Source organism: Paenibacillus sp. J22P165 (genome assembly GCF_059692015.1).
In genome coordinates, this window is the sequence record NZ_JCAUAP010000008.1 from 158,419 (window position 1) to 181,986 (window position 23,568).

The window sequence follows — 23,568 nt, forward strand, 5'->3', positions numbered from 1 at the left end:
AATTAAGTATTGACCAGAGTGATCCCGTTTATAGATTGTTAATAAACCATTTAGAAGGAATCAATACACTTGATTTAGACTAAATGAAACAGTTTGAAATGAAAGGATCGAAACTTGTTATGGGTGTAACAGATATTCCCTACATGCTTATGCGTTGGGCAGTGCCTGCTTTATGGTTCATTGCAGCATGCATCGTCGTTTTTCTGATCAGCTATACATTGATTTATCAAAGGCTCCTACATAGACCGAAGAAAATTCCCTGGTTTAAATTCTCGCTAGCAGTCCTTCTACTAGGTTATCTATTTATGGTATTTGCTTTGACCATACTAAATAGAGGCGCAAGTCATGACAAGGAAATTAATCTAAATCTAACCAGTAGTTATCTAGATGTTTGGAACACCTGGTCAATTACGTCATTTCTACTCCTTGTTTATAATATTGCTATGCTCTTCCCCCTCGGAATCCTATTACCACTTGTTAGCCGTAAATTTCAATCTTTGAAAGCCATTTTATGTATATCCTTTGGTTTTACGCTAGGAATTGAGACTTTTCAATGGGTAACTCACAAGGGAATCTTTGAGCTTGATGACCTTGTCCATAATACAATAGGTGCATTGACTGGATACTTGATTGTGAAAGCAATTCTGGATATTAAGACAGCAAATAAAATCAATAAAAGATCCATACTCTCGGCTGCCATTATTCCATTATTTTTTGTATGCCTTTTTGGAGGTGCACGAATTGTTTACCAAGCACAAGAATTCGGGAATATGGGCATACGTCCAGCAATAGGCACGAACATGTCGAAAGTTACTGTGTCTAGCCAGATTACATTATCGCCAACCAGTAGCATCCTTCCTATCTATTACGATGAAAATGCGAACCAACCTGAATTGGCGCTGAACATCATTTCCAAATTACAACATAGCATTCCGTTGCCACTCGTTCAAAGCAGCGGAAGAGACGGTGACAATCAGCAATATAGTTTTGGCAAAACCAATGATTCGGCCTATTACTTAAACTACTTTATTCGTACAGGAACATGGTCCATGTACGATGAAATGGCTGATTACAACCAAAAGCTTACAGATGAAACGACAGGTCATAAAGTGGAACAAATCTTGAAAGACAATGCGTTTATACCCTCAGATGCTGACTTAAAACTTGATCAAAACGGTACATTCCGTTGGGATGCCCCATCTGTTGAACCTAGCACATTATCAAAAGATTATGTACACGGCGTGGTTATGGTGGATGTAGAGAGCTCAGGTCAAATTTCTAGTTTAATGTATGGTGTTTTCAAAAATAAATATATTCGCCAAGTAGAGGTCATAGCTCCAGCGACTGCTTTAGAGAAAATCAAAAAAGGTGAATTTGATAGTTATAATACTAGAAACCCTTTCACACCGGGCACTCAGATTCTAATCACCGCTATGAATATCATTTACTTGTATGACAGTAAAGGCTATTATCAGCCAGTTTATCAGTTTGAAGGTTCTGTTAATGATGAAGTGGAGAAATTTAGTGTTACTATACCTGCATTACCTTAGACTGATTTGTCAAGCAAAAAAGACCCCGATGTCGGGGTCTTTTTTCATCGATGCTGATCCAGCAGAATTTGATATTCCCATCTGGATCTTCGCATCAATCACACTTGATCTTTAGGAATACCATTTAAACTAGGGACATAATCAGCAGCCTTCTCGCTTGTTAAGGTCTGTGCTTCCTCCAGAAAATTGGCATGATTCTGTTGATTATTCTTACTGTCTGCTCGGTTATCCTCACGGTCATGCTTAGGATCTGCGTCATTTTTGGGCATATATGTTCAACTCCATTTCTTCGTAGTTAGTAGGAATAGCTGATTATTCGTGCGTCTGACTCTGTTCGTTTTCATCTACTGACGATGAAATTTCACAAGCTTGATTGGCTGCGGCTTCAAACTCTGCCTCATTGCTCGCACCGAGTTTGTCACCATACTGGTCTAACCGTCCCGGATGCCCAGCTGGTCCATCATTGTCTGGCTTGTTGTTTCTCCCGCTCATACAATCACCTCTTATGTTAATGGATGGATTGCCAAACACATTGTCTTGGCATACGCGTTAGTATCTCTCAATCGGTTTGAAACTATCCTACTCGTCTCAGCTCGTGGTTATCACCCTGCTTTTAGTGTCCCATCATCATAGACGGGTCCGGTTTTTCGCCCTCACCTAATTGATCTTCTTCTGTCAATCGTGGCTTACGTAGAATTAGCGAAAGTGCTACACCCGCTGATGCAATGCATGCGGACAAGAAGAAAGTATCCCCATATCCCGCCACGACGGCAGTTAACGGATTGGCTCCTTTTCCCGCGCTTGCCGCATGAGAAGTAATCTGCGACGTTAGATAGCCAGTAAGTCCAGCGACTGCGAACGAGACAACAACTTGTTGGGCAGCCGTCGTAAGTGGCGTTACGCGGCTTACTAATCGACGAGGCGCTGAGTTCAGAACATGTGTGTTCAGTGGCATCATGGAAAAGCCCATTCCAAGTCCCATCAAGCAGATAGCTATGATAATAAGTCGCAAGCTGGTGTCAACGGATACACCTGATAACATGAACAATGCAACGGAGACAATTGCCAACCCACTAAAAGCTAACGGTCTAGCCCCTATTTTATCAAATAGACGCCCGCTGATTGGCATGCCGATTCCCGCACAAATCGCTTGTGGCATCAGAATCCAGCCCGTTTCAAGCGCTGTATAATGTTTCACTCCCTGTAAATAGAGTGGAACAATCAACATGGCGCCAAATAGTGCGAGTTGTACGATCCATGTCAAAATAATGCTTCGGGTGAAATCGGAAGATTTGAAAACTTTCAATTCTAGGAGCGGCTGATCCTGCCGTAGTTCCACAAAGATAAAAGTAATTAAAGCAATTCCACCGATCGTTAATCCTAGAATGGTAGAGGTCGAAGACCAGCTTGTGCCCCCTTCGCTCACACCAAAAGCAAGCATTGCAAAGGCAATCGGAGCAAGGCACATGCCAACAACATCCAAGTGAGGAGCATGATGACGATCGGATTTAGGCAAATATTTTACACCGAGAAAGAATGCGATAATACCAATCGGCAGGTTGATGATAAAGATCCAATGCCAGCTGACCGAATCAACTAACCATCCTGATAATACAGGGCCAAAAGCCGGTGCCATTAACATCGGAATGCCTAATACGCCCATAATCGATCCGCGACGTTCAGGTGGCGCAAGTTTAAATACCATGGCCATCCCAATGGGGGATACCATACCTCCACCTAAGCCTTGAATAACGCGGTAAATAATGAGCTGTAGCGGACTTTGAGCAATCCCGCACAACACAGAGCCAATCGTAAACAGGGTAATCGTCAGTAAAAAGATCTGCTTAGAGCCGAACTTATCCGTTAACCAACCTGCGAGAGGAATGACTGCGGATAAAGCAAGCGTATATCCTGTCACTGTCCATTGAATCGTCTTCAGATCCGTTCCGAAATATTCGACTAGATGCGGAATAGCGTTATTGACAACTGTACTGTCCAAAATAACCATAATCATACCTACGATAATAGCCATAAGTGGAGGAAGAATGGCCTTAAAAGAGAAGTCGTCACCATTATTCTTTAGTGGTTGTGCTTGTGCTCGTGCTGACATAGACAAACCTCATCTTTCTACTCCTAGAGTTGTATAGTTGTAGTTATGAATACCTAGCATTTCTACTCATTAAGCGTTGTTTTGCTTATTAGCTTCCCCCTTGATCCCCAATAATAATTGCCGATTACGATTATTCGATTGCCATCTTATTCTTCGTATCCGCGTTAGAGGAGGATTTGTTAGAAGAAGAATTTTCTTTAGAAACATTAGAGAAATTGAACGGGAAGACGAATAATTTTTATCTCAATCTCACCAACGAAACAGAGGCTGTCCAAGAAGTCAATTATGACTTTTTGAATCAGCCTCTTCTTTCGTTAATGACCTTTGAGTCATGAACCTGCTTACTTTGCTTCCCGCAATCTAACTGGATAATCTCCATCTATTTGAAGAGGATTTCTAGAATTCGAAAGGTTAACTGTATTTTCTGTAGTTAATTCCCTTCAAATTGCTCATATCTTCAAACTTTCCAGCAAATTAGCTGTAGTTTTTCCATCTAATCCTGCAAACAGGTCAGATTCGGACAAATTAGCTGTAGTTTATACATCTAAACACGCAGTGGCAGCAATAAAGAATACCCAAGCGTTTAAAGTTTTCTACTTCGCGTCTTCCAAAGGTTACTTATGGGACAGCCTCTTACGTTTTTACTATATTTATAACTGCTCATCACACGCAAGAGTCGCCCATGGTTGCATATTCAATGATTTTCTGCTTCAACATTTCTTTACTTTGCTGACCCACCCATGTTTCTAATTGATAACCGTCTTTAAAAAGCATTAATGTTTGCACGCTCACTACACCGTACTCCGTTGCCAGTTCTTTTTCCGAATCGATATCAACTTTAGCAATGTTAGCTTGATATCTCACTTCTGGCACGAGTTCCTCAATACTTGTAAGCTGCCTTTGACTAGATTCGCTCCCAGGCGAATAAAAGTCAATGAGCGTAATCCCATGATTGACCTGTCCTCTGAACGTTTCTTTATTTAAAGAAATGATTCCCACACTTTTACCTCCTATGTTCTACTTATTTTTTTAAGATTCACGGTTATATCGTCTTTTATTCGGAGACATCCTAATTACAAGATTTCAATATAGCCTTCGGTTCCATGCACGCGAATCCATTGACCGTCCTTTATTAAAGTGGTGGCATTTTCCACGCCAACTACAGCAGGCAAACCATATTCACGCGCGATAACGGCGCCATGCGTCATCAGACCACCAACCTCGGTGACTAAACCTTTTATAGATACAAACAAGGGTGTCCAGCCAGGGTCTGTGAATGCTGTAACTAGTATATCGCCATCTTCCAGATTAGCTTCTTCCATATTTAAAATAACACGTGCCCGTCCTTCGATTACACCTGAAGAAACGGGTAGACCAACTAGCGCATCAGTCGGGATATTTTCTCGATTGTAAGTACCCGAAATGATCTCACCATCTGAAGTAATAACACGCGGGGGAGTTAGTTTCTCATACAATTGGTATTCGTCTTTACGTTTGCTGATGATCTGATAATCAAGTGTGTGGGTGCGTACGACTTCATGAAGTTCTTCAAAAGTGAGATAAAATACATCTTCTTTCTCAAGAATGACACCCGCTTGTACGAGCTGTTCAGCTTCTCTCAATATAGCCTGCTTATAAACAAAATAGCGATTAACCCAACCGTATTTGGGATATTCACGATAACCAATGTAATTCCGAATTCGGCGAATCATTCGTTTTGTCTCTTCAACTTTGTGTTCGCCATCCGGCAAAAGGATTAACCGAGCTACTAACTCTTGTTCTTTTTCCAACGCTTCCTGGCGCCCTTGTTCAAACTTTCGTTGGCCTTCATTAGGCTGAAAGGCTTTAATGTTACCCAGAATCATGGGAACGAGTGTAATTGGTTTTTCACTCCAACGCGTTTTAGAAATATCAATTTCTCCAGCGCATCGCATTCCGTATTTCTGGAGATACGCATCGATTGCATCATGAGCTTCCTGTCCACCCTCGAACTTAACTAGTTCATCCAGAAAGTTATCCTCTTTTACGTGCTGTAAATAATCAATGACTTCTGGATAAGGGCGAATCACATCCGCGACACCCATTAATGCCAGACCCATTTCTGAAGTAATATTGTTCGGTACCGATTGAGAAAGCGTATCTGCTGCGTTTTTTTCACCTAACCACTCGTTCATTTTTTCATTGATCCATAAGGAAGCATTGATGGCCGTCATAAACACAGCCGTACTAAGAGGGTCAAATAATGTTTTTCTCAATTGCTGGATATCTGCCAGAATAAAATCAATGGCTTCCGCTCCTGATTTCGTCTGAATGCTTTGATTTAACTCTTCTACCGATGCGCGATTACTCTGAATTAACTCAGATACGATGTTCGTATTGTTTTCAATTTGTTCCAGCATATCTGGATTATTTCTGTTCGGAATCGCCGCTGTTTGATCATTTGGTAACAATTTTATATAATCTCGCTCTATGATGGTCATGAGTGCGCTTTTTATAAGCGGATCGGATCCGATGGTAGTTAATAAAGCTTCCCGGCCAACTGCTGTAGCCATCCTAGGCGCTACATCAATAAACAACCTCCCACCAGCTTTACGCATAGGTGCAGGAGTAATTAACAGATAAAAAGACAAACCCAATGGTTTTATGGGATCTGTCATCATTTGTTGATGGCCAACAGATAAATAGACATGATTTTCTTGATCATTAGCTTCAGGAATCGGGAATAAGGTCGTGATGGGACGACTCTGGACGATATAAAATGTATCCTCCGCTAAACACCATTCAATATCTTGTGGGCTGCCAAAATAGGATTCGATCTGTCTTCCAATATGAGCTAACTGTTGAATTTGCTGATCCGTAAGTGTTTGTGACTTTTGTTGTTGGGGTTCAAGTTGTCGCGTCTCTGTTCCTCCATCTTTACGTCCGTAGATGGCCAACTTCTTGGTTGCTATCCGCTTGTCAACGATTTCGTCTCCTTTTACTTGATAACTATCGGCAGATACCAACCCCGAAACCAGAGCTTCCCCTAGGCCAAAACTGGCATCGATGGATAGCAGTTTTCGATTAGAGCTCATGGGATCCGCGGTAAATAGAATTCCAGAAGTTTGCGGGAAGATCATCTTTTGAACAATGACGGATATTAACACTTGGCTGTGGTCAAATCCATTTTGCATACGGTAGATAACCGCGCGATCCGTGAATAGCGAAGCCCAACATTTGCTGATATGCTGTAAGATGGATTCTTTCCCGATAATATTTAAGAAGGTGTCTTGCTGACCAGCAAAAGAGGCATGTGGTAGATCTTCCGCCGTCGCACTTGATCGCACAGCATAGGCATCTCCCTCACCAAATTGAGTAAGATAATTAGTAACAGCTGTCACAACATCGCTAGGAATTTCTACTTCAGTTATGAGTTCTCGAATCCTCCTGCTGGTTTCACCAATTTGTTCTCGATCATCTACTTTTAGGAGTGTTAGTTGATTCACCAAAGCATGGTACGTTTCGTTTTGTTCGATGACGTTCAGATATCCCTTAGTTGTAACACAAAATCCTTCTGGTACTTGAATCCCTTGAATTTTGGATAATTCCCCTAAATTCAACCCTTTTCCTCCGACGAGCGATAGCTGTGTTTTTTCCATTTCCTGAAAACTGAGTACCCAAGAATTCACTCAACATCTCTCCTAATCACGAATTTGAAAAATATTTGACAAGAGGTCACTGGCATGGTAAGATTAAAGTATAAGATGGATTTACTATGATCATTTTACCATAAACAGTCTTGAGTCGATTATATCATCGTGACTCTTCCTATGCAATATAGAAGAACCTGGCAACATTGCCCAGGTTCTTTTTTGATTTTCTGCTACTGTACTATTCACGCTATTCTTCTAGATACATCATTTTAACTGTCATCCCCCCATCTACCGTGAGGTTCTGCCCAGTAATGAATCCTGCTTTCTCACTCGCTAAAAATAAACATGCCGCGGCAATATCTTCTGGTTTCCCAACTTTACCTACGGGATGCTGCTTGCGATCTATCTCCGTGTGGGAATAACTGCCTTCGTCTCGCACCTCAATCCATCCTGGCGAAATTGCGTTAACGCGAATGCCATATCCGCCTAAACTGATAGCCATCGCATGGGTCAGAGACGAAATACCTCCCTTTGAAGCGGAATAAGCCTCCGTATTAGGCTCTGACATCGCAGCTCTAGTGGATGAGATATTAATAATAGCACCACCGCTGTCTTGTGCTTTCATGATTCGGGCTGCCGCCTGAGAGCAATGAAAAGTACCTCCCAGATTTATGGAGATAACCCGCTGAAATTGTTCTGCACTAAGTTCTAACACATCGGTATTATGCATGATCCCTGCATTATTCACTAAGACATCAATGCTACCCAAATCTGAATACGTACGCGCTATCCATTGGTCAACATCCGCTTGCCTAGAAACGTCAACCTTCATAAAAATGGCATCTTCTTTAAAGGGACGTAGGAGTTCTAAAGTTTCCAACCCTTTCTCTTGGTGAATATCTGCTATGGAAATGCCATAACCTTCTTGTGCAAAAGCTATAGCAATTGCTCGCCCGATGCCCTGACTTCCCCCTGTAATGACTGCGACTTTACGCAAACGAATCCCCTCTTTCACTTTTATCCGAAACTAAATGTCTACTTATGTGCCAGTGATCGACCTCTAAGATGGCTAACGAGCAGGAAGAAAATCGGTAAACCCACAATGAAGATTGGAAAAATGTAAATAATCCAGACGAATTTTGCATAATCCAACAGACCTATGATGTTAGCAGGTACTAAGGATATCGTATAAATAACGATTGCAGCAAATCCGATGACGATTCGCCAGTTCTTGATGCCCAGCAATTGTGCAGTTCCATAGCTATTAATGAACAAGTAAATCGCCAACTTTATGAATACGCTGAAGATCCAGATGAACATAATCCAAACATCCATGTTTTGAATAAATTCTAGATAATTAATAAACCGAACCATACTGAAATATGGAAAAATTAATGTACCTCCGATATTGGTTCCAAATGTCATTATAACAAATATTGCCGTTAATACGCCGATTAAGGAAGGAACGCAAATGGCAAGTAGCGTAGGCTTGAGCATCTTTTGTGAATTCGCAATAAAAGGCGCTAGCATCATGATCATCATCGACTCTCCGAGGAACGATGCGTTTACCATGGAACCTTTCAGAATGGGGATGACCCCAGTGTCTGCATAGATTGGTAAAAGAAGCGCTGGGTGCAGATTCGTTAAATTCAAACCAAACGTAATTAATATGCCGACCAGCAGTAAGGGGCCAGCCAATTCACTAAAGCGAGCTATAGCTTCGATGCTTCCTGAGTAATTGATGTAAACCATCGCAGCAACCATAAGCGCGGCTATGATCCATATCGGTGTATCGTGAAAAAGAAATTGCTTAATAAATAACGAAAATATTCGCAAGATATCGGCTGAAACGGAAAACCAAACCATAATATAGAGCGTAGCTATTAGCTTTCCGATCCATTTCCCAAATAACTTTTGTGCAAACTCCACCAATGTTTGTGAAGAATGACGCTGACAAATAAGGACTAGAATCAGTGTCACAGCTAGTCCTATTACACCTGCTATGAGAAGTGAGATCCATGCATCTTGTTTAGCAATCTCAATCGAAGGGGATACAGTGAGCCAAATACTCATTGAAATTTCTAACGTGGTGAACATCCAAAACAACTGCCATGGAGAAATTTTCACTATCTATCACCAATTCCTGGGATACGCTTGCCAATATCCCCCGTATTCTGAATTTTTAGCTTGACACTTACCGATACATCAACTGTCGGGAATATCTGATCCCAATTATCTCGCAATTCTTTCCACTGGTATGGATGCTCTTTGTGAATTTCTTCTCCGATACCAAACACATCCTGACCGAATTGCTGTTGCAATTTTTTTATGGTTTCCTCTACTTTTTTTGCTTTGAGTTCATTCAGTTTATGTTCTAAAGGAATACGTTCTGCGGAAACGGAAATATCAATATCCGAGTTATTCTCAAGAACTCTTCCAGTTCCCTCAAGCTTCACATAAGCTTTAATTGAGTTCCCATTAATTTCGGTACGAATAGATCTTTTTAAATTGGATTCGTATAAGGATATAACCCCCTCCTCCGTTTCTTCCGTAAGAAATTGATCCTTTAACACCCCTTTGACCCAAAACATCTCCAAGGATTCTCTTCCGCTTACTTCCCCTACCATTTGCAGTTTTTTATTAAATATAGCTACAGATTTAACCTCGATGATTTCATTTTTTTCTTGTTCATTATTCGGTGATATTTCGACCATCGGCATGGAAGGCCGGATACCATCACGTCCTACATCAAGTAAGACATCTCGTAAAGCTGTGTCACCTAAACGACAAAATCGGTCCTGATCAACGGCTACAATCGATGAGAATTGATTAAACGGACTGTTGATTTTCAAGACATCTTTTCCTTCACCATTGTTCACAACAAATATATCTGTACGCATACGCGTATCGGTATTTCGTGTAAATTGATCCATAATTTCTACTAGCCCTTGTTTCGCCAGCTTTTCTCCAATGAAAATAGACCTACGGTGTCCGAGAAAAACCCTTCTAGGCAGCTTGTCTTGAATTTGCTGGGTCAAATCGACGATTGAACTACCGGTCGCTGTAAGCACAATATTTGCTCTTTGCCCACTAGTCCCTCCTCCTTTGGTGCTTTTGAAATCTGCGGGGACTGCAACCTGGGCACTTTTTTGAAGTTTTCCACTATCTGAGATATCTAAAGCCGTTCCAATCCAGAAAGCGTAATCATTAATTTCATTCCTGTCCCAACATCCGGAAACGAACATCATCGGTATGATCCATAGGATTAGCCACATTTTTTTCATTGTTTTCGTTGTGTCGATACGTATCGTTTATTCATGCGTATCAAGGTATCCTTCCAGAATCTTTGTCCTATGGGTGCTACTGGTTTTAAGTAAGGAACACCGAATGACTTCAGCGATACAAGATGAATCATGACGAAAATGACACCGATGGCGACGCCATACAGACCCAGGAATCCACCTAAGATCAGAAGTGGAAACCGTAGCAGTCGAAATGGCAATGCCAAACTATAGCTCGGAAATGCAAATGAAGCAATCCCTGTACCCGCAACAATCATCACGATAGGTGCCGAGATAAAACCAGCTTGCACCGCTGCTTCTCCAATAACCAGTGCTCCTACGATACTCACGGCTGAACCGATTGCTTTTGGCAACCTAAGACCGGCTTCCCGCAACCCTTCGAACATCAGTTCCATTAGTAATGTTTCTATCACTGTTGGAAACGGAATCCCTTCTCTTGATACTGAGATACTAAGCATTAAAGCAAGTGGAATCATCTGAGGATGGAACGTCGTAAGCGCCACATATACGGAAGGAAGTAAGCAAGACATTATAGCTAACAAGAACCGGATTAGTCGGACTGCGGAGACGTACAAGAAGCGTTCATAATGGTCTTCTGCAGCTTGAAATCCAGACCAAAATGTCATCGGCAACAATAAAGCATTCGGTGATCCGTCAACGATAATGGCCACTCTGCCGGCCAATAGACTCGCAGAGACGGTGTCCGGACGTTCTGTATTTTGGATTTGCGGAAAAAGGGAAAAGGTCTTGTCCTCGATAAATTCTTCAATATATCCAGAGTCTAACAATTGATTCGTACGAAAAGCATCAAGTCTTCTTGTTACTTCTTGAAGCAGCTCTGGTTTAACCTGCCCTTCAATATACGCTACGACAAACTCCGTATTAGTTAGATCCCCTGCCTGATGCCTTTCAAATTTTAATAGAGGATTGCTTATTTTTCTTCGAATCATGCTTAAATTGGTTTTTAAGCTTTCGGTGAATCCTTCACGTGGTCCGCGTATCGACGCTTCATTGCTGGGTTCATTAATCGCTCTTTGAGCGAAAGACGTCAGTTCAGCTAAATATGCAAAAGGTTTCCCATCTAGAAAGATAGCCGTACAGCCTTTTAAGACATTAGCTACAATTTCCGACAATTTATTAGATGTTGTATATTGTGTCAGTCGATCAGAATCTCGGTTTATCATGCAAGTTGAAATAATAAGTTCTAACTTTTCTGTGTCCGTCAGTTCTTGAATATAAACGAGTAGAATATCAAGATGATCTGAAAGCTTTAACGGTCTAAATACGACATCAGCACAATTATGAAAAATATGTAATAAGGCGTCGTGATTAATCTTTACACTTTTGTTCACATCCAACGGACTCATTTGCTCCATTTCACATCCCCCTCCTTCCCAAAATCTCGCTTTTTATTTTGTGTGTTTAGCTCTTGCTTTATTCCAAGAACTAGAAATAGAAGCCCTGCTCGTGATTCGTAGCGTGCTCCTTGGATTCGAGACCGTAGTTGGGATTTCTTAAATCATGTCAATAAATTCCAATAACTTTATAGATTTTTCTAGAATAATTTAAGGTATGCCCTTCTATTTTTCCTATAATTAAGCTTATAGTGATTCGTCATTCAAAAAGGAGGCAGCGGCTTTGCAGAATCAGCAAATTGAAATGGATGTATCGTTAGCCAAAACATACGCACCACAGCTGTTATTTGATCAATTGGAGCCCTTTTATCCAGTACGTGTTGGCGTAACCATTTTTGATCAAGATGGTCAATCCCCTTCCTTTCGTCGCATTATCAGTTTCGAGTCGGATGCTAGGATTGAAAAGGTCATTGAATATGCGATCTACTGGGATTATGATATCGAGCATTTGTATGAATTAGAGCATGTGTGGATTTATGTAGGACGCGATGGCAGTGTTATCAATTGTGAGTGCAGCTTCCACGGCAAATATTTTAAGGGATTACTCAAGGATCGAAGCAATATAGCTGAAAGCAATCCTAACCAGGTAAGACTGTATTCTCAGCCAGGTAAACACGCTTTTTCCCCACTACTTGCTATGCTTGAACTCATCCCGAATTTAGCTACGTGTACCTATGAGACGGCAGGCAGAGCAGGTTTGTTAGTCCCAGACATGCTGCAAGATAAGTTAACTGCTGATAAGGAAACTAACGAATTAGTTGAACGCTACTTGCAGACGTTTCGATTTCGACCTACGATGTCCTTTATCGAATTTGAATGGGACGATTCATTATTCGTACCGTGGCCAGAGCTTCTTAAGGAGATTCCAGAGCGTGTGAACCATGAATTGAATGTAATCAGGCAATACTTCGGCATCTCCGAGTAGGTTCTCTTATCTCTAAAATTCAGTAAACCTTTCACGCGCTAAAGGAGGTGATAGAAATATAACCAATACGAAAATACGCAACTAGTTTGATGAAGTTTTGAAGTGGCTTTTGGTAGCAAAATGTTCCGTTATAAAGACTTCAGAGGTAATTTGACATTAGTTTGTGTATGTTATCTTAATAAAATTGGAGGTTCAAATAACATGTACAGTAAAATGAAAGCACTTACAATTATGTTCTCCTTGACAATGCTAGCTTCTATCAACTTTGTTCCAACTGCTAGTGCAGCAGTCCTAGCTCATAACCAAGTGGTAGGATTCGCAGAAGTGACTCCTACAACGACCACTCAAATCGCAGCTAAGCTATTCCAGCCAACTTTGAAGGTTACTACCGGATGTGTGCCATTTCCAGCCGTAGATGCAGCAGGGAATACAAATGGTGGTTTAGCACCTAGTGGAGCGGCTAATGGGAATTGCAGTTCCAGTACAGGACAAGTCTATGCACGGTCAGCTTGGTACAATGGGGTATGGGCAATTATGTATGCCTGGTATGCTCCAAAAGATTCACCTTCTTCGGGATTAGGTCACAGGCATGACTGGGAAGGTGCTGTTGTCTGGATTGATAATCCAGCAGCTGCCAATCCACAAATTCTGTCCATTTCCTATTCTCAGCACGGTGACTGGTTAAATGTAGCTAAAAGTTCCTCAAACACGAATGGAACTCATCCTAAGATTGAGTATAAGAGTGTTTGGCCGCTTAACCATGCGCTATATATGACGAGCACGGCAGGTGGGTACCAACCGTTAATTGGCTGGGACGATCTAACTGCTGCCGCCAGGACGGCATTAAATACGACTAACTTCGTAGATGCAAACGTTCCTTTAAACGACTCCAATTTCACCAATAATTTAGCTAGCGCATGGTACCAGTAATTGAATTCATTAAGTTCTTAGAAATTGAAAGAGCTGCCTCTTGGCAGCTCTTTTGTTGTCATTTTTTTTATTATCTGATTGTTTTTAATGCGCCGCTCCAAGCAATAAGTTGGTCGAGCATGCCAGTTACATTCGTCAGATGTAAATCAGCAGGTTTAAATGTCGTATAATTTTCAAAATCCGTAAATAAAGACAACGTAGGATGTACACGAACATCGGCAACCAGTAATTCACCCAAAATGCCACGCAAATGTTCTGCAGCGCGCGCACCGCCAGTCGAACCATAACTTACGATACCAGCTGCTTTGTTATTCCAGGCTTCACGTGCAAGATCCAGCGCATTTTTTAGTGCTCCTGATATGCTGTGATTGTACTCTGAAACGATGAATACGAAACCGTCCAAGCTGTTAAGTTTTTCATTCCAAGCTGCAATTCCTGGCTCCGTTCCATCGGTGGTCCCCAAGAACGGTAAGTGATATTCAGCGATATCTACGACTTCATAGTTCGCATCTCCACGCTTTTCAGCAATTCCTTTTACCCATTCTCCCACTTGCGGGCTCACGCGTCCTGCTCTTGTACTACCTAAAATAATTCCTACATTCAATTTTCCATTACTCATTGTTTTCTCCTCCAGTAAGGTTAGTTTATTTTATTTATTAATGTTTCCAAAACCATTGTGCTCATACCACGTTCACTTTATTAAATTAATTAGTTAAAGCTCCAAAATTAATCCCTAATACAATAATTCCAATAACGAATAAAAGGATTGGCATCATCATTTTGTTAGCAGCATCCTTCACTTTCATATGTGTAAGAATGGCTCCCAACATCGTTACGACTACTAATGCAGCTCCCCATGCCGCTAATGAATCATTCCAAATCCCCCAAATGATGATGGCCGCTGCTATTACTTCAACGAGGCCAGTAAAAACCCTAAAACCTCCTGAATATCCATAGCGCCTAAACTCATCCACCATTTGCTTTGAACCGAACTTCATAAATCCAAACATCAGAAATCCTAAACCTAATACAGCTTGAAGAATAATTGATAGTATACCCATTTTACATCTCTCCCCTTATCCTATTTTTATTTATCTCGAAACACTTTATCCTAATGTTAGGACGTTTATTATCCTATCATTAGGATGAATTTGTGTCAACAACAAAAAAAGAAGAACCGTGAAATACGGCTCTCCTCTTTTGTCTAGCTAAGGTATTATATTTGATTATTAATTACGATTGGACTACGGATCCCTTGAGCCAATTCTCAAAGCGTGTCGAGGTTATACGAGCGTTGGTATCGCTTGGAACGAGAGATTGATCATTCACCTCTACGGATGCGAAGTAGAGCGCATTGGCGTCCGTAATGACCTCACGCGTATCTTGGTTTGCGCTCAGGAATTGTCGAACGAGTTCATCGAGGCGAATCTGATCGGGACCCGCCACTTCAACGATACTATTCACTGGCTCCCCTACTGTAAAATCAACCAGCGCGGCTGCAACATCATCCGAAATGATAGGCTGCGTGAGAACGGAAGGTAAACGAACAGTATCTCCTTCTGTAGCCACAAATGCGATGCTTCCGATGAACTCAAAGAACTGCGTCACGCGGACGATTGTATAGGGGATCTTAGAACCCGTAATTAATTCTTCTTGAGCCATTTTCGCACGGAAATAACCACTTTGCAGCAGCCGGTCCGTACCAACGACGGACAAAGCAACATGATGTTTCACACCTGCAGCTTCCTCTGCAGCAAGTAAGTTTTTATTGGAAGTTACGAAAAACTCCATAACATCGTCGTCTTCAAAAGAAGGAGAGTTCGTCACATCGACAACAACTTGTGCGCCGCTAAGCGCTTCTGCTAGACCTGCTCCTGTGATCGTGTTCACACCTAAGGAAGGTGATGCTGCGACTACCTCATGGCCAAGCTGACGCAGATTGACGACAAGTTTTTTCCCAATAAGCCCACTACCACCGATTACAACAATTTTCATATGATGTCACTCCTAGTTTAATTTTTTTGAACAAGGAAAAGATATGTGGTGTCTTAACTTACTTCCTTCTTTCTTCTTGTTTAACACTATTAAGACAAATGGCAGATTCGAAGTGTGACAACAACATAAAAAAGAAGCATCCATGAAAGAAATGCTCCCTTGTTTGTTCACTTTATTTTACATAGATTCAATCCTTATTTAAGGTTTAATCGCTTTCCAAATGTATTTATGTTCTCTCACGCCTAGCTTACCTTCAATAACATGCTCTCTCAACTTTCCTTCAAATTCATTCTTGAATTGGGGCAACGTATAATCGGGATTACCAGGTACGTCGGATAAAAATTTTGCGAGCTCGATCTCATTGGGGAAATAAGTGATTGCTTCGTTGAATTCCTCAATTTCAATAAGTTGGTAACCGTTTGTACTCAACCGTTCACTGACAGCATCTATGCTCGTATGAATACCAAAAATGACGCCACCCGAGGTTAACAATCTACTGTGATTGATAATCGAAGTTGGTCCTCGACGGTCATAAATCAAGTCAAACTCTTCGTCATCAAAAGGCATTTGTGCCTTTGTAGTTGCATAAACAAAATTTACGTTAAGAACGTTGCTAGTACTTAGTAATTGCTGAGCAATTTGGATGAGTTCCATCGAATTATCGAACCCTGTTATTTGATGAGCATATTCGGACATCTTTAGTGTGAATTCCCCGTGTCCACATCCGGCATCCAGAACCGATTTAAAGTTAGGTAACATTTGGACTAAGCGAGCTTCGAAAATATCTTCAGCGGATGTTCCCACAACGGTATATACAGCTCTACTTTTGTACCCACCATTTCTTCTAGCTATCATATCGTACCATTCTATCCCCATGCGTTCCTCCTCTATTAGGTGAAAAAAGCAACCGATCCACATGGACTGGCTGCCTCTCTGAATATTTAGAATACATCCAATTAGACTAACGCTACAGTGTACTTAGCCGATTCAATCCAGGTACGATCGGAAAATTCTCGGCCGCGGACAATCACTTCGTTGTTATAGATCTGAACATACATGCCCTGTGCTACATTCGGGTTGTCAGCGCTTCGCGTTTTGCCTACAGAAGCATTATTGAACCAGTGAAAAGTATTCTGCGTATTATAGTGATTCTCCGTCGCAAAGTTACGATGGGTGTGCCCGGATAGTACAAAAACATTCTTATAAGGAGCTAAAATGGCACGAAACTCCTTGGCCCTGAGCAACTGTGGCGGTTTCCCCTCTGTATCTGGCGCCGGTAACGGCTGATGTATGAAGACGACAGCGGGCTTTCCATCCACATGGCTTTTCATAATCGTTTCGAGCCACGCAAGCTGCTCATCCGAATACCACGCGCCCTCCCCAACCTCTGGCTTCTCCTGTACATACGTCTCTTGAGACATCATAATGAGATGAACATCATTCATCCAAACATCCTTATAGGGCTTATCCTTGTAGCCGAAAAATTTCATAAATCGTTCACGCGACATGGCGTCGGTCTTTCCATTAGGCACCGTTTCCGCTGACCAATCACCTTTACCATTGATCCAAATATCATAATAGTCGTGATTACCCATATTCGCATATAATGGCGGTAATTTATAGTTGTCTAATACTTTTCGGAAAAGCTTATAATCCTGATCTCTGCCTACGTCCGTGATATCCCCTCCGAATACAATTGTATCGACGGGTGATTCGAAGTGCGTGATATCTTTCAATGCTGAATGCAGTCGATCCGTTATGGTCGAGGTCCCATTATTAGAAATATGCACATCGCTAAGCAGGAAAAAGGATAGTAATAATCGTTTTTCACCAGAAACGACTGCATCCGGTGCAACGGTTTCTTGGGGAACTTCTTTCTGTTCTAAGGCTTCAACTACAGTTCCGTTCGTCTCTTTGCCTTTTAGAGTTTGCATCAGGAGGGCACCCCCACCCGTTAAAGCAAACACAGTTGCAAGTAGTCTTTTGACAAACTGTCTTCTAGAGATCATATGAATCTATTTCCCCCATTTTCTCTGTAAATACTGCCTTTTAACTAATTTCTATGCCTTGTGGTTAAATACCTGTTAGAAATGTTCGACCCGTTCTTATAAAAACTTTTTATCGGCCTTTTGACCCATTCCTGAAAATAATTATTTAGATGAGGTTTACTCTCTTTTGATTATACATATGATTTTATTGCTTGAATAATTTCTCTTAATCACTTCTGACAGACAAGTTCAATCAATTCAGATGGTTCTTTTAGTTATGTGTAGTTTGTAATTCTTTCGCTGATGTATGTTGGAATAAACCAAGTCGCATGGTAAGATGACATACCCACTTTGGCAGCACCCTCCAATTCGTTCGAACCACCATCACCAATAAATAAGGATTCAGTTGGATGAACCCCTAGTCTTTCACATGCGAGATGATAGATATGGGGATTTGGCTTTGCTAATTTTACTTGATAAGAAAAGATAGCATCATCAAAATACTTGGATAATGGAGAGGATTCCCAAGCAATCACTTCTTCTGGCGTACAATTACTTATTAATCCAATCTTTATCCCCATTTTCTTAATTTGCTCTAGCATTGATAAGATCGATAGATCGATCTTGTTGAAAGGGATTATTTTTGATGCCTTTCTTTCCGTATGTAAAGTTTCAATAATGTCATTATGAACTTCATGTCCCATGTTGCTAAATATATCTCTAATAACAGACGGAAAGTCCGAATACGTGCCATCCATCCTTTTTTCTTGTCTTAATTTCCATTCATGATCAAATATCTTGGTGTCTACTCCAAATTGTTCTACCATGTGAGTTGATCGTGGAGCCTTCCTTTGACCATTTTCAAATTCTGAAATAAGTGTTTCAAATAAATCAAAGTAGATCGCTTTTACTTCCATACAATCACTCCTCATTTGAGATACTATTTTCATACAAATCAAAGTTTACTTTAATATCAATTTCCCATCAAATCTCTTAAAATCTGCAAATACGACCTCGTGATGTTTCGAGAAAAACGCATTAGAAGCCTCGGGTAGCGCATCTACATGAAAGAATTTGGCATCTACACTCTCATCTGTTTCATGCTCAAGAACGCCCGACCATTCATCGACCGAAAATAAATATTCAACGACTTGATGTTCGTTGCCAAATCGGTCTATAACGGATTGGCTTATTGGATTCGAATAAATGGCGATTAAGGTTGCTTGGTTTACATCAATGCCAGTTTCTTCTTTGACTTCTCGCTGTAAACAATCATAAATAGATTCGTTTAATTCCATGGCACCGGCGGGCATCCCCCACTTCTTATCGCCTCTACGCTTTATGAACAAAGCATGTCCCTCTTGATTCCGAATAATCGCTCTTATGGAATTAACTAATATTTTTTGGGGTCCAACCAACTTGCGAAGATTCCCTAAATAGGATTCATGCCAACTAGTACTCAAGTCAATTCACCTCTGGATAATATTGGTTTACTTCTATCATAGAGCTTCTGAATTTTCTTTAATAACATCCCTATTAGATGAAATCGTTCTCATTTCGATATAGAAAATAATCATGACAAAAAAATCCCGCCACGCTCCTTTACGGAGACCGACGAGATTTTCTTTTTTATTTCACGGTAATTTTACCCTTCATAAACTCCTTATGCGGCTCGCAGAAGTAGTTATATACACCAGGCTTCGTTAGCGTAATGCTTTCCGTTTCCCCTTTGCTTAAAAGTGCCGTATGGAAACTGCCATCCTCTGCCACCGCATTGTGTTTGGCGCTGTCTTTATTGGTGAACACAATGGTAGATCCCGCTTCCACGGTCAAATCGGTGTTGCTAAAAGCAAAGCTCTCGATGTTTATATAATAGGTTTTCGCGACGGATTGCCCAGAACCTGTGACGAGGTTTACGGTTCTTGTAGATTCGTCGTATTGGACGTTGACACCGAACACTTCGGCCAAAAACCGTGAGTGAACAAACGTAGAACTATTGATCAATTGTGCAGGACCGACCATTGCTACGTTTGTCCCATCCACATTGGCCATGGAAGACCCAATCGATAACTTGACGGTTTTCCCGCTTTTCGTCACCGTAACGGTTCGCGTGTCCGCATCGTAGCCAACTTCAGCCCCTATGCCTTCGGCAAAGGCTCGATAAGGAACGAATAACGAGTTATCGATCAGATAGGACTCATCGAGAGCAAGCGATTGCCCATTCAACGTAATTTTCATATCGGATTTTACTTGATTAGCAACAGCCAATTTGGAGCTGATTGGCATCGACGTGTGCATCCCGTGATCCTCTGCACTTGCAGGAACGACTGCTGCAGCCATTAACCCGGCACCTAGCAGTATGGCTATCATTGATTTCTTCATACCCGTATCCTCCTTCAGATTAGCATTGCTCGTTTAAGTAAACGTCATGCTGTTGAATTCGGTTTGATATTTTTGGATTATGTGCCTAAAATCTTTTTGCCCCTCGGTGTGGTTCCATTTGGATCCGGTTCAAGCGTAACACCAAAGGAGTCAATTTGAAGATTTTCGGTCTTCACCGGGATCGTATAGGTTAACATGCCGGCACCCTTCGGATCGACACGCAATGTTCCACAGTTATACCTTTTGCCATTTCGGTTATACCAGACTTGGTAAGTCCAGTCGCCTTCTGTTTCCTTCAGGCCTTGCAAATTCACAACTACGTTATGGACTTCACCATGTTGGAGCACCCACACCGTTCCTGATGCTGAAGGCATCGTGGTCTCCACCGATTTTAGCTGATACATGGATTCGATTTCGGCTGGTTGATTGAGCGCTGTCTTCACAAGTCCACTTTGAGCGGGCTCCTGATTGTTCCACCAGAGACCTCCTGCTACACCGATAAGAACAACTGCAGCGCAAGCGTAGGTCCATTTAAATATGCGTCTTTTGGGGCCTTTGGGCAATAAATCACTATGACTATCGTGTCTTGCTGACTGGTTTTGAGGCTGTTCATTCGTAGCCATCTCGATGACCAGATCTTGTCGATTTGGAACAATGGCTGACATCACTTGCTCCTTCAGATCAGGAGGAACTTCAACTTCTTCCATGTCAAAAGGCAGCGCCTCCCATACCGCCTCCAGGTCGTGCAATTCTTCACGGCAAGCGACACACGTGCGCAGATGCCGTTCGAAAGCGGCTCGCTCCCATTCCGTGCAGTCGCCTGTCAAATAATTGACCACATAACTACAGTCTATATGCTCCCGTTCTTCCACCACGTCATCCCTCCCTCAGTGATGTCAAATGCTTACGAAGTATTTTCAAGCCTTGATGGAGCCGACTCTTAATCGTTCCCACCGGTTCATTCGTATGTTCGGCAATCTCACTAAGTGTGTACCCTTGCCAATACATCAAATGAATTAACTTAATTTGACTTTCCGATAAATGAAGATAAGCTTCTTGGATTTGCTCCCCCAACCACTTGCGAGTAATGACGGCATCAGGGTTCTCTGCTGTGGATACGAAGGATTGCTCCCATGCGTTGTTGTCAAAATGGAGATTCTGATTCTCCCTTCTTTGCTTGCGCAGACAATCGATGGTGATATTGCGAGTGATCGTAATCAACCAATTTACAAAAGCACCCTTGCTCGCATCATACCCCTTCTGCGTCGTCCAAAGTCTGGTGAAAACGAGCTGCACGATTTCTCTAGCTACTTGCTCGTCTTTCATAGATTTTAAAGCAAATGCATACACAATTTTCGCATAACGATCGTATAGCTCTTCCAATGCGGGGTGATGCTTGTTCATGACAAGCTTCATTAGCTCCCCATCGGTTCGATTTCGCATGATTCTCTTACACCCCGAATCGATTTGACATGTAATCAATTCTACCTTATCCGCAACTTCACATCTTGGCAATAGCCAAGATAGAAAAAGCCCCCCAACCTTCTGATCAAGTCAGTGGTTGAGGGCTTTTATCAACGAGCGTTTAAGAGCGCTCGGATTGTTGAGCAGGATCAATTACAAACCAAACCTTACTAACATTTTGACCGGTCGTATCACCGGGATTCTGATCCTTGATCCAATAATAAAGGGGCCAGCCTTTATACGTGCTTTGCAGTGCGCCATCTTTGCGAGTCAGAACGCCGAAATCACTTTTTATTAAATCGGAGGAAACTGTCAAATTGGCATCATAGAAAATTGGCCAATTCACTAAGCAATTGCCTACACAGGCATTTGGATCCAATTTATCCTTTGCAAACAAGTAGAGCGCCATCCCATTCGAGTCAGTTAAATACGTGCCCAACGAATCTGACTTCGACGTTTTAACTGATGAATTGGTTGCTTTGGTTCCAGTGAATTTGGCTGGATCCACTACATACCAGACATGTCCTACGTCTTGTCCAGTCGTATCTCCCATGAGTTTATCACTCACCCAATAATAAAGCGGATACCCTTTGTATGTTGTTTGCAATTTCCCATCAGAACGTACTAACGTCCCGAAATCTGCTTGTTTGACTCCTGGTGGTGCTGTAATGGATGAAGCATAGAAGATAGGCCATTTTTCAATACATTTGCCTGCACAATTACTGATACCTTTCGTATCTAAATCATAGTAATACAAGGCCTTCCCATTCGCATCAGTGAAATAATTACCGAGCTCCGCTTTCGTCCCTATTCGAATTCCACCATTAGATGGCTGAATGGTAAACCAAACATTGTTCACATTGTTACCATGGGTGTCTCCCGGTTTCGTATCTTTGACAAATGTGTAAAGCGGCCACCCTTGATATGTAAGCTGTTCCTTGCCATCCGTACGTGTAAATGCGCTGAAATCCGTTGCTTGGAACTCGGCAGGGACAACGAGATCATGACTGCCGTATATAGGCCAGTTTGCCAGACATTGTGTTACACAAGCATTTTTGTCCGCCACATCTTTGGAGAATTCGTATAGTGTCATGCCTTTCTCATCTGTCAGGTAGCTGCCTGCAGCCTCGTTGTGCATGAGCTTTAAGGAGGGCTTGTTCAGCAGCTCCAGCTTTGAAGCCTCCATTGTACCTTGAGAGACAAGCTTATCGGCATAGGACTTCGATGAATTTTTCGCCGTTGCTTTAAGCGCTTCCAACATGGAGCTTGCTAGATGCAAGTTCTTCATGGCGGTAACATTCGCTAAGCGCGTTAACCCATGTTTCTGGGCGAATTCTGTAACCTGCACAAAATCAAAATCAACACCCTGCTTATACCCCAAAGCTTCTAAAAGCACTTTATCAAACTGCTGAGCGGTTAGCGGTCCGAGTGGATTAAACATATGATCACTTGTGCCTTGCCAGCCCGCCTCTGGATGCGTACTCAAGTAGCCAAGAATCGCTTGATTCTGTTGCGATACGCCGCTTACATCCTGAAAGCTGTTCGTTCCTTGATACGTTAACGCTGCTTTTTCCAGACCCTGCAGTCGCAGTGAAATAATGGCCGCTTGGAGTCTCGTAGATGAACGGTGTAGATATTCCGTTGAAAGTCCGTTCCCCTCGCCTTGAAGGAGACCCAACTGGCCTACGATGTCCGTTTCACTTATTACCTTCGGGGCTTCAGCCGCTGCCGCAGTGACCGCAGTCGTAACGCCGATAATCCCTAATAAGATCAATGAGGCTGCGCTAATTTTTTTTGCTATTTGCATCCTTCTCTTCCTCCTTCTTCAATCTATAAGAGGAAACGTATACAAATCGCAATCGGTTTTATCTCAAT

23 protein-coding genes are annotated in these 23,568 nt (G+C 41.9%); 3 read left to right on the forward strand and 20 right to left on the reverse strand.

Annotated elements, in window-relative coordinates; all coding sequences use genetic code 11:
* Positions 1 to 119: 119 nt before the first annotated feature.
* Positions 120 to 1,550, forward strand: coding sequence for a VanZ family protein (locus AC58QM_RS20875; protein WP_497286779.1), 1,431 nt, complete (start codon positions 120 to 122; stop codon positions 1,548 to 1,550).
* Positions 1,551 to 1,648: 98 nt separating this feature from the next.
* On the opposite strand, the gene AC58QM_RS20880 is transcribed toward AC58QM_RS20875, so the two are convergent.
* The 9 genes from AC58QM_RS20880 to AC58QM_RS20920 all read right to left on the reverse strand — a co-directional run bounded on the left by AC58QM_RS20880 (position 1,649) and on the right by AC58QM_RS20920 (position 11,970).
* Entirely contained in the window at positions 1,649 to 1,819 is a 171-nt protein-coding gene (locus AC58QM_RS20880) for a hypothetical protein (protein WP_310224686.1), read from the reverse strand.
* A 43-nt stretch (positions 1,820 to 1,862) separates the two neighbouring features.
* Positions 1,863 to 2,042, reverse strand: a complete 180-nt coding sequence (locus tag AC58QM_RS20885; protein ID WP_497286780.1) for a hypothetical protein — start codon at positions 2,040 to 2,042, stop codon at positions 1,863 to 1,865.
* A 121-nt stretch (positions 2,043 to 2,163) separates the two neighbouring features.
* Positions 2,164 to 3,660: an MDR family MFS transporter gene (locus AC58QM_RS20890; protein WP_497286781.1), complete on the reverse strand. Its 1,497-nt coding sequence runs from the start codon at positions 3,658 to 3,660 to the stop codon at positions 2,164 to 2,166.
* A 663-nt stretch (positions 3,661 to 4,323) separates the two neighbouring features.
* On the reverse strand, positions 4,324 to 4,659 hold the full coding sequence (locus tag AC58QM_RS20895; protein ID WP_497286782.1) for a thioredoxin family protein: 336 nt from the start codon (positions 4,657 to 4,659) through the stop codon (positions 4,324 to 4,326).
* Between the two features lie 74 nt (positions 4,660 to 4,733).
* A complete protein-coding gene (gene ppsA, locus AC58QM_RS20900; protein ID WP_497286783.1) occupies positions 4,734 to 7,328 on the reverse strand; it encodes a phosphoenolpyruvate synthase in 2,595 nt (864 codons plus the stop codon).
* A 211-nt stretch (positions 7,329 to 7,539) separates the two neighbouring features.
* Positions 7,540 to 8,289: an SDR family NAD(P)-dependent oxidoreductase gene (locus AC58QM_RS20905; RefSeq protein WP_497286784.1), complete on the reverse strand. Its 750-nt coding sequence runs from the start codon at positions 8,287 to 8,289 to the stop codon at positions 7,540 to 7,542.
* A gap of 38 nt (positions 8,290 to 8,327) precedes the next feature.
* Positions 8,328 to 9,419, reverse strand: a complete 1,092-nt coding sequence (locus AC58QM_RS20910; protein ID WP_497286785.1) for a GerAB/ArcD/ProY family transporter — start codon at positions 9,417 to 9,419, stop codon at positions 8,328 to 8,330.
* Positions 9,419 to 10,576 carry a Ger(x)C family spore germination protein gene (locus tag AC58QM_RS20915; protein WP_497286786.1) on the reverse strand — a complete coding sequence of 386 codons (1,158 nt, stop codon included), beginning with the start codon at positions 10,574 to 10,576 and terminating at the stop codon, positions 9,419 to 9,421. The genes AC58QM_RS20910 and AC58QM_RS20915 overlap by 1 nt, the downstream gene beginning before the upstream one ends.
* Positions 10,573 to 11,970, reverse strand: a complete 1,398-nt coding sequence (locus AC58QM_RS20920) for a spore germination protein (RefSeq protein ID WP_497286787.1) — start codon at positions 11,968 to 11,970, stop codon at positions 10,573 to 10,575. The genes AC58QM_RS20915 and AC58QM_RS20920 overlap by 4 nt, the downstream gene beginning before the upstream one ends.
* Before the next feature lie 262 nt (positions 11,971 to 12,232).
* Between AC58QM_RS20920 and AC58QM_RS20925 the strand changes: the two genes are divergently transcribed.
* Positions 12,233 to 12,934, forward strand: coding sequence for a hypothetical protein (locus AC58QM_RS20925; protein WP_497286788.1), 702 nt, complete (start codon positions 12,233 to 12,235; stop codon positions 12,932 to 12,934).
* Between the two features lie 213 nt (positions 12,935 to 13,147).
* On the forward strand, positions 13,148 to 13,864 hold the full coding sequence (locus tag AC58QM_RS20930; RefSeq protein WP_497287102.1) for an NPP1 family protein: 717 nt from the start codon (positions 13,148 to 13,150) through the stop codon (positions 13,862 to 13,864).
* A 70-nt stretch (positions 13,865 to 13,934) separates the two neighbouring features.
* On the opposite strand, the gene AC58QM_RS20935 is transcribed toward AC58QM_RS20930, so the two are convergent.
* From AC58QM_RS20935 to AC58QM_RS20985, 11 genes are all read right to left on the reverse strand, one after another.
* Positions 13,935 to 14,483: an NADPH-dependent FMN reductase gene (locus AC58QM_RS20935; protein WP_497286789.1), complete on the reverse strand. Its 549-nt coding sequence runs from the start codon at positions 14,481 to 14,483 to the stop codon at positions 13,935 to 13,937.
* An 85-nt stretch (positions 14,484 to 14,568) separates the two neighbouring features.
* Positions 14,569 to 14,925, reverse strand: coding sequence for a DoxX family protein (locus tag AC58QM_RS20940; protein ID WP_497286790.1), 357 nt, complete (start codon positions 14,923 to 14,925; stop codon positions 14,569 to 14,571).
* Positions 14,926 to 15,097: 172 nt separating this feature from the next.
* Complete coding sequence (locus tag AC58QM_RS20945; protein WP_497286791.1) at positions 15,098 to 15,859, reverse strand: SDR family oxidoreductase; 762 nt, start codon at positions 15,857 to 15,859, stop codon at positions 15,098 to 15,100.
* 198 nt (positions 15,860 to 16,057) lie between these two features.
* The gene (locus AC58QM_RS20950) at positions 16,058 to 16,735 is read right to left on the reverse strand and encodes a class I SAM-dependent methyltransferase (protein ID WP_497286792.1); all 678 of its coding nucleotides are present in this window, start codon (positions 16,733 to 16,735) and stop codon (positions 16,058 to 16,060) included.
* 80 nt (positions 16,736 to 16,815) lie between these two features.
* Positions 16,816 to 17,793 (reverse strand): metallophosphoesterase family protein, encoded by a 978-nt coding sequence (locus AC58QM_RS20955; protein ID WP_497286793.1) that lies wholly within the window; start codon positions 17,791 to 17,793, stop codon positions 16,816 to 16,818.
* A 329-nt stretch (positions 17,794 to 18,122) separates the two neighbouring features.
* Positions 18,123 to 18,764 (reverse strand): HAD family hydrolase, encoded by a 642-nt coding sequence (locus AC58QM_RS20960; protein WP_497286794.1) that lies wholly within the window; start codon positions 18,762 to 18,764, stop codon positions 18,123 to 18,125.
* 45 nt (positions 18,765 to 18,809) lie between these two features.
* Complete coding sequence (locus AC58QM_RS20965) at positions 18,810 to 19,310, reverse strand: NUDIX domain-containing protein (RefSeq protein WP_497286795.1); 501 nt, start codon at positions 19,308 to 19,310, stop codon at positions 18,810 to 18,812.
* Positions 19,311 to 19,476: 166 nt separating this feature from the next.
* Entirely contained in the window at positions 19,477 to 20,229 is a 753-nt protein-coding gene (locus AC58QM_RS20970; protein ID WP_497286796.1) for a stalk domain-containing protein, read from the reverse strand.
* Between the two features lie 77 nt (positions 20,230 to 20,306).
* Positions 20,307 to 21,104, reverse strand: coding sequence for an anti-sigma factor domain-containing protein (locus AC58QM_RS20975; RefSeq protein ID WP_497286797.1), 798 nt, complete (start codon positions 21,102 to 21,104; stop codon positions 20,307 to 20,309).
* Position 21,105: 1 nt separating this feature from the next.
* On the reverse strand, positions 21,106 to 21,672 hold the full coding sequence (locus tag AC58QM_RS20980) for an RNA polymerase sigma factor (RefSeq protein WP_497286798.1): 567 nt from the start codon (positions 21,670 to 21,672) through the stop codon (positions 21,106 to 21,108).
* Between the two features lie 142 nt (positions 21,673 to 21,814).
* On the reverse strand, positions 21,815 to 23,500 hold the full coding sequence (locus AC58QM_RS20985; protein WP_497286799.1) for a hypothetical protein: 1,686 nt from the start codon (positions 23,498 to 23,500) through the stop codon (positions 21,815 to 21,817).
* Positions 23,501 to 23,568 lie beyond the last annotated feature (68 nt).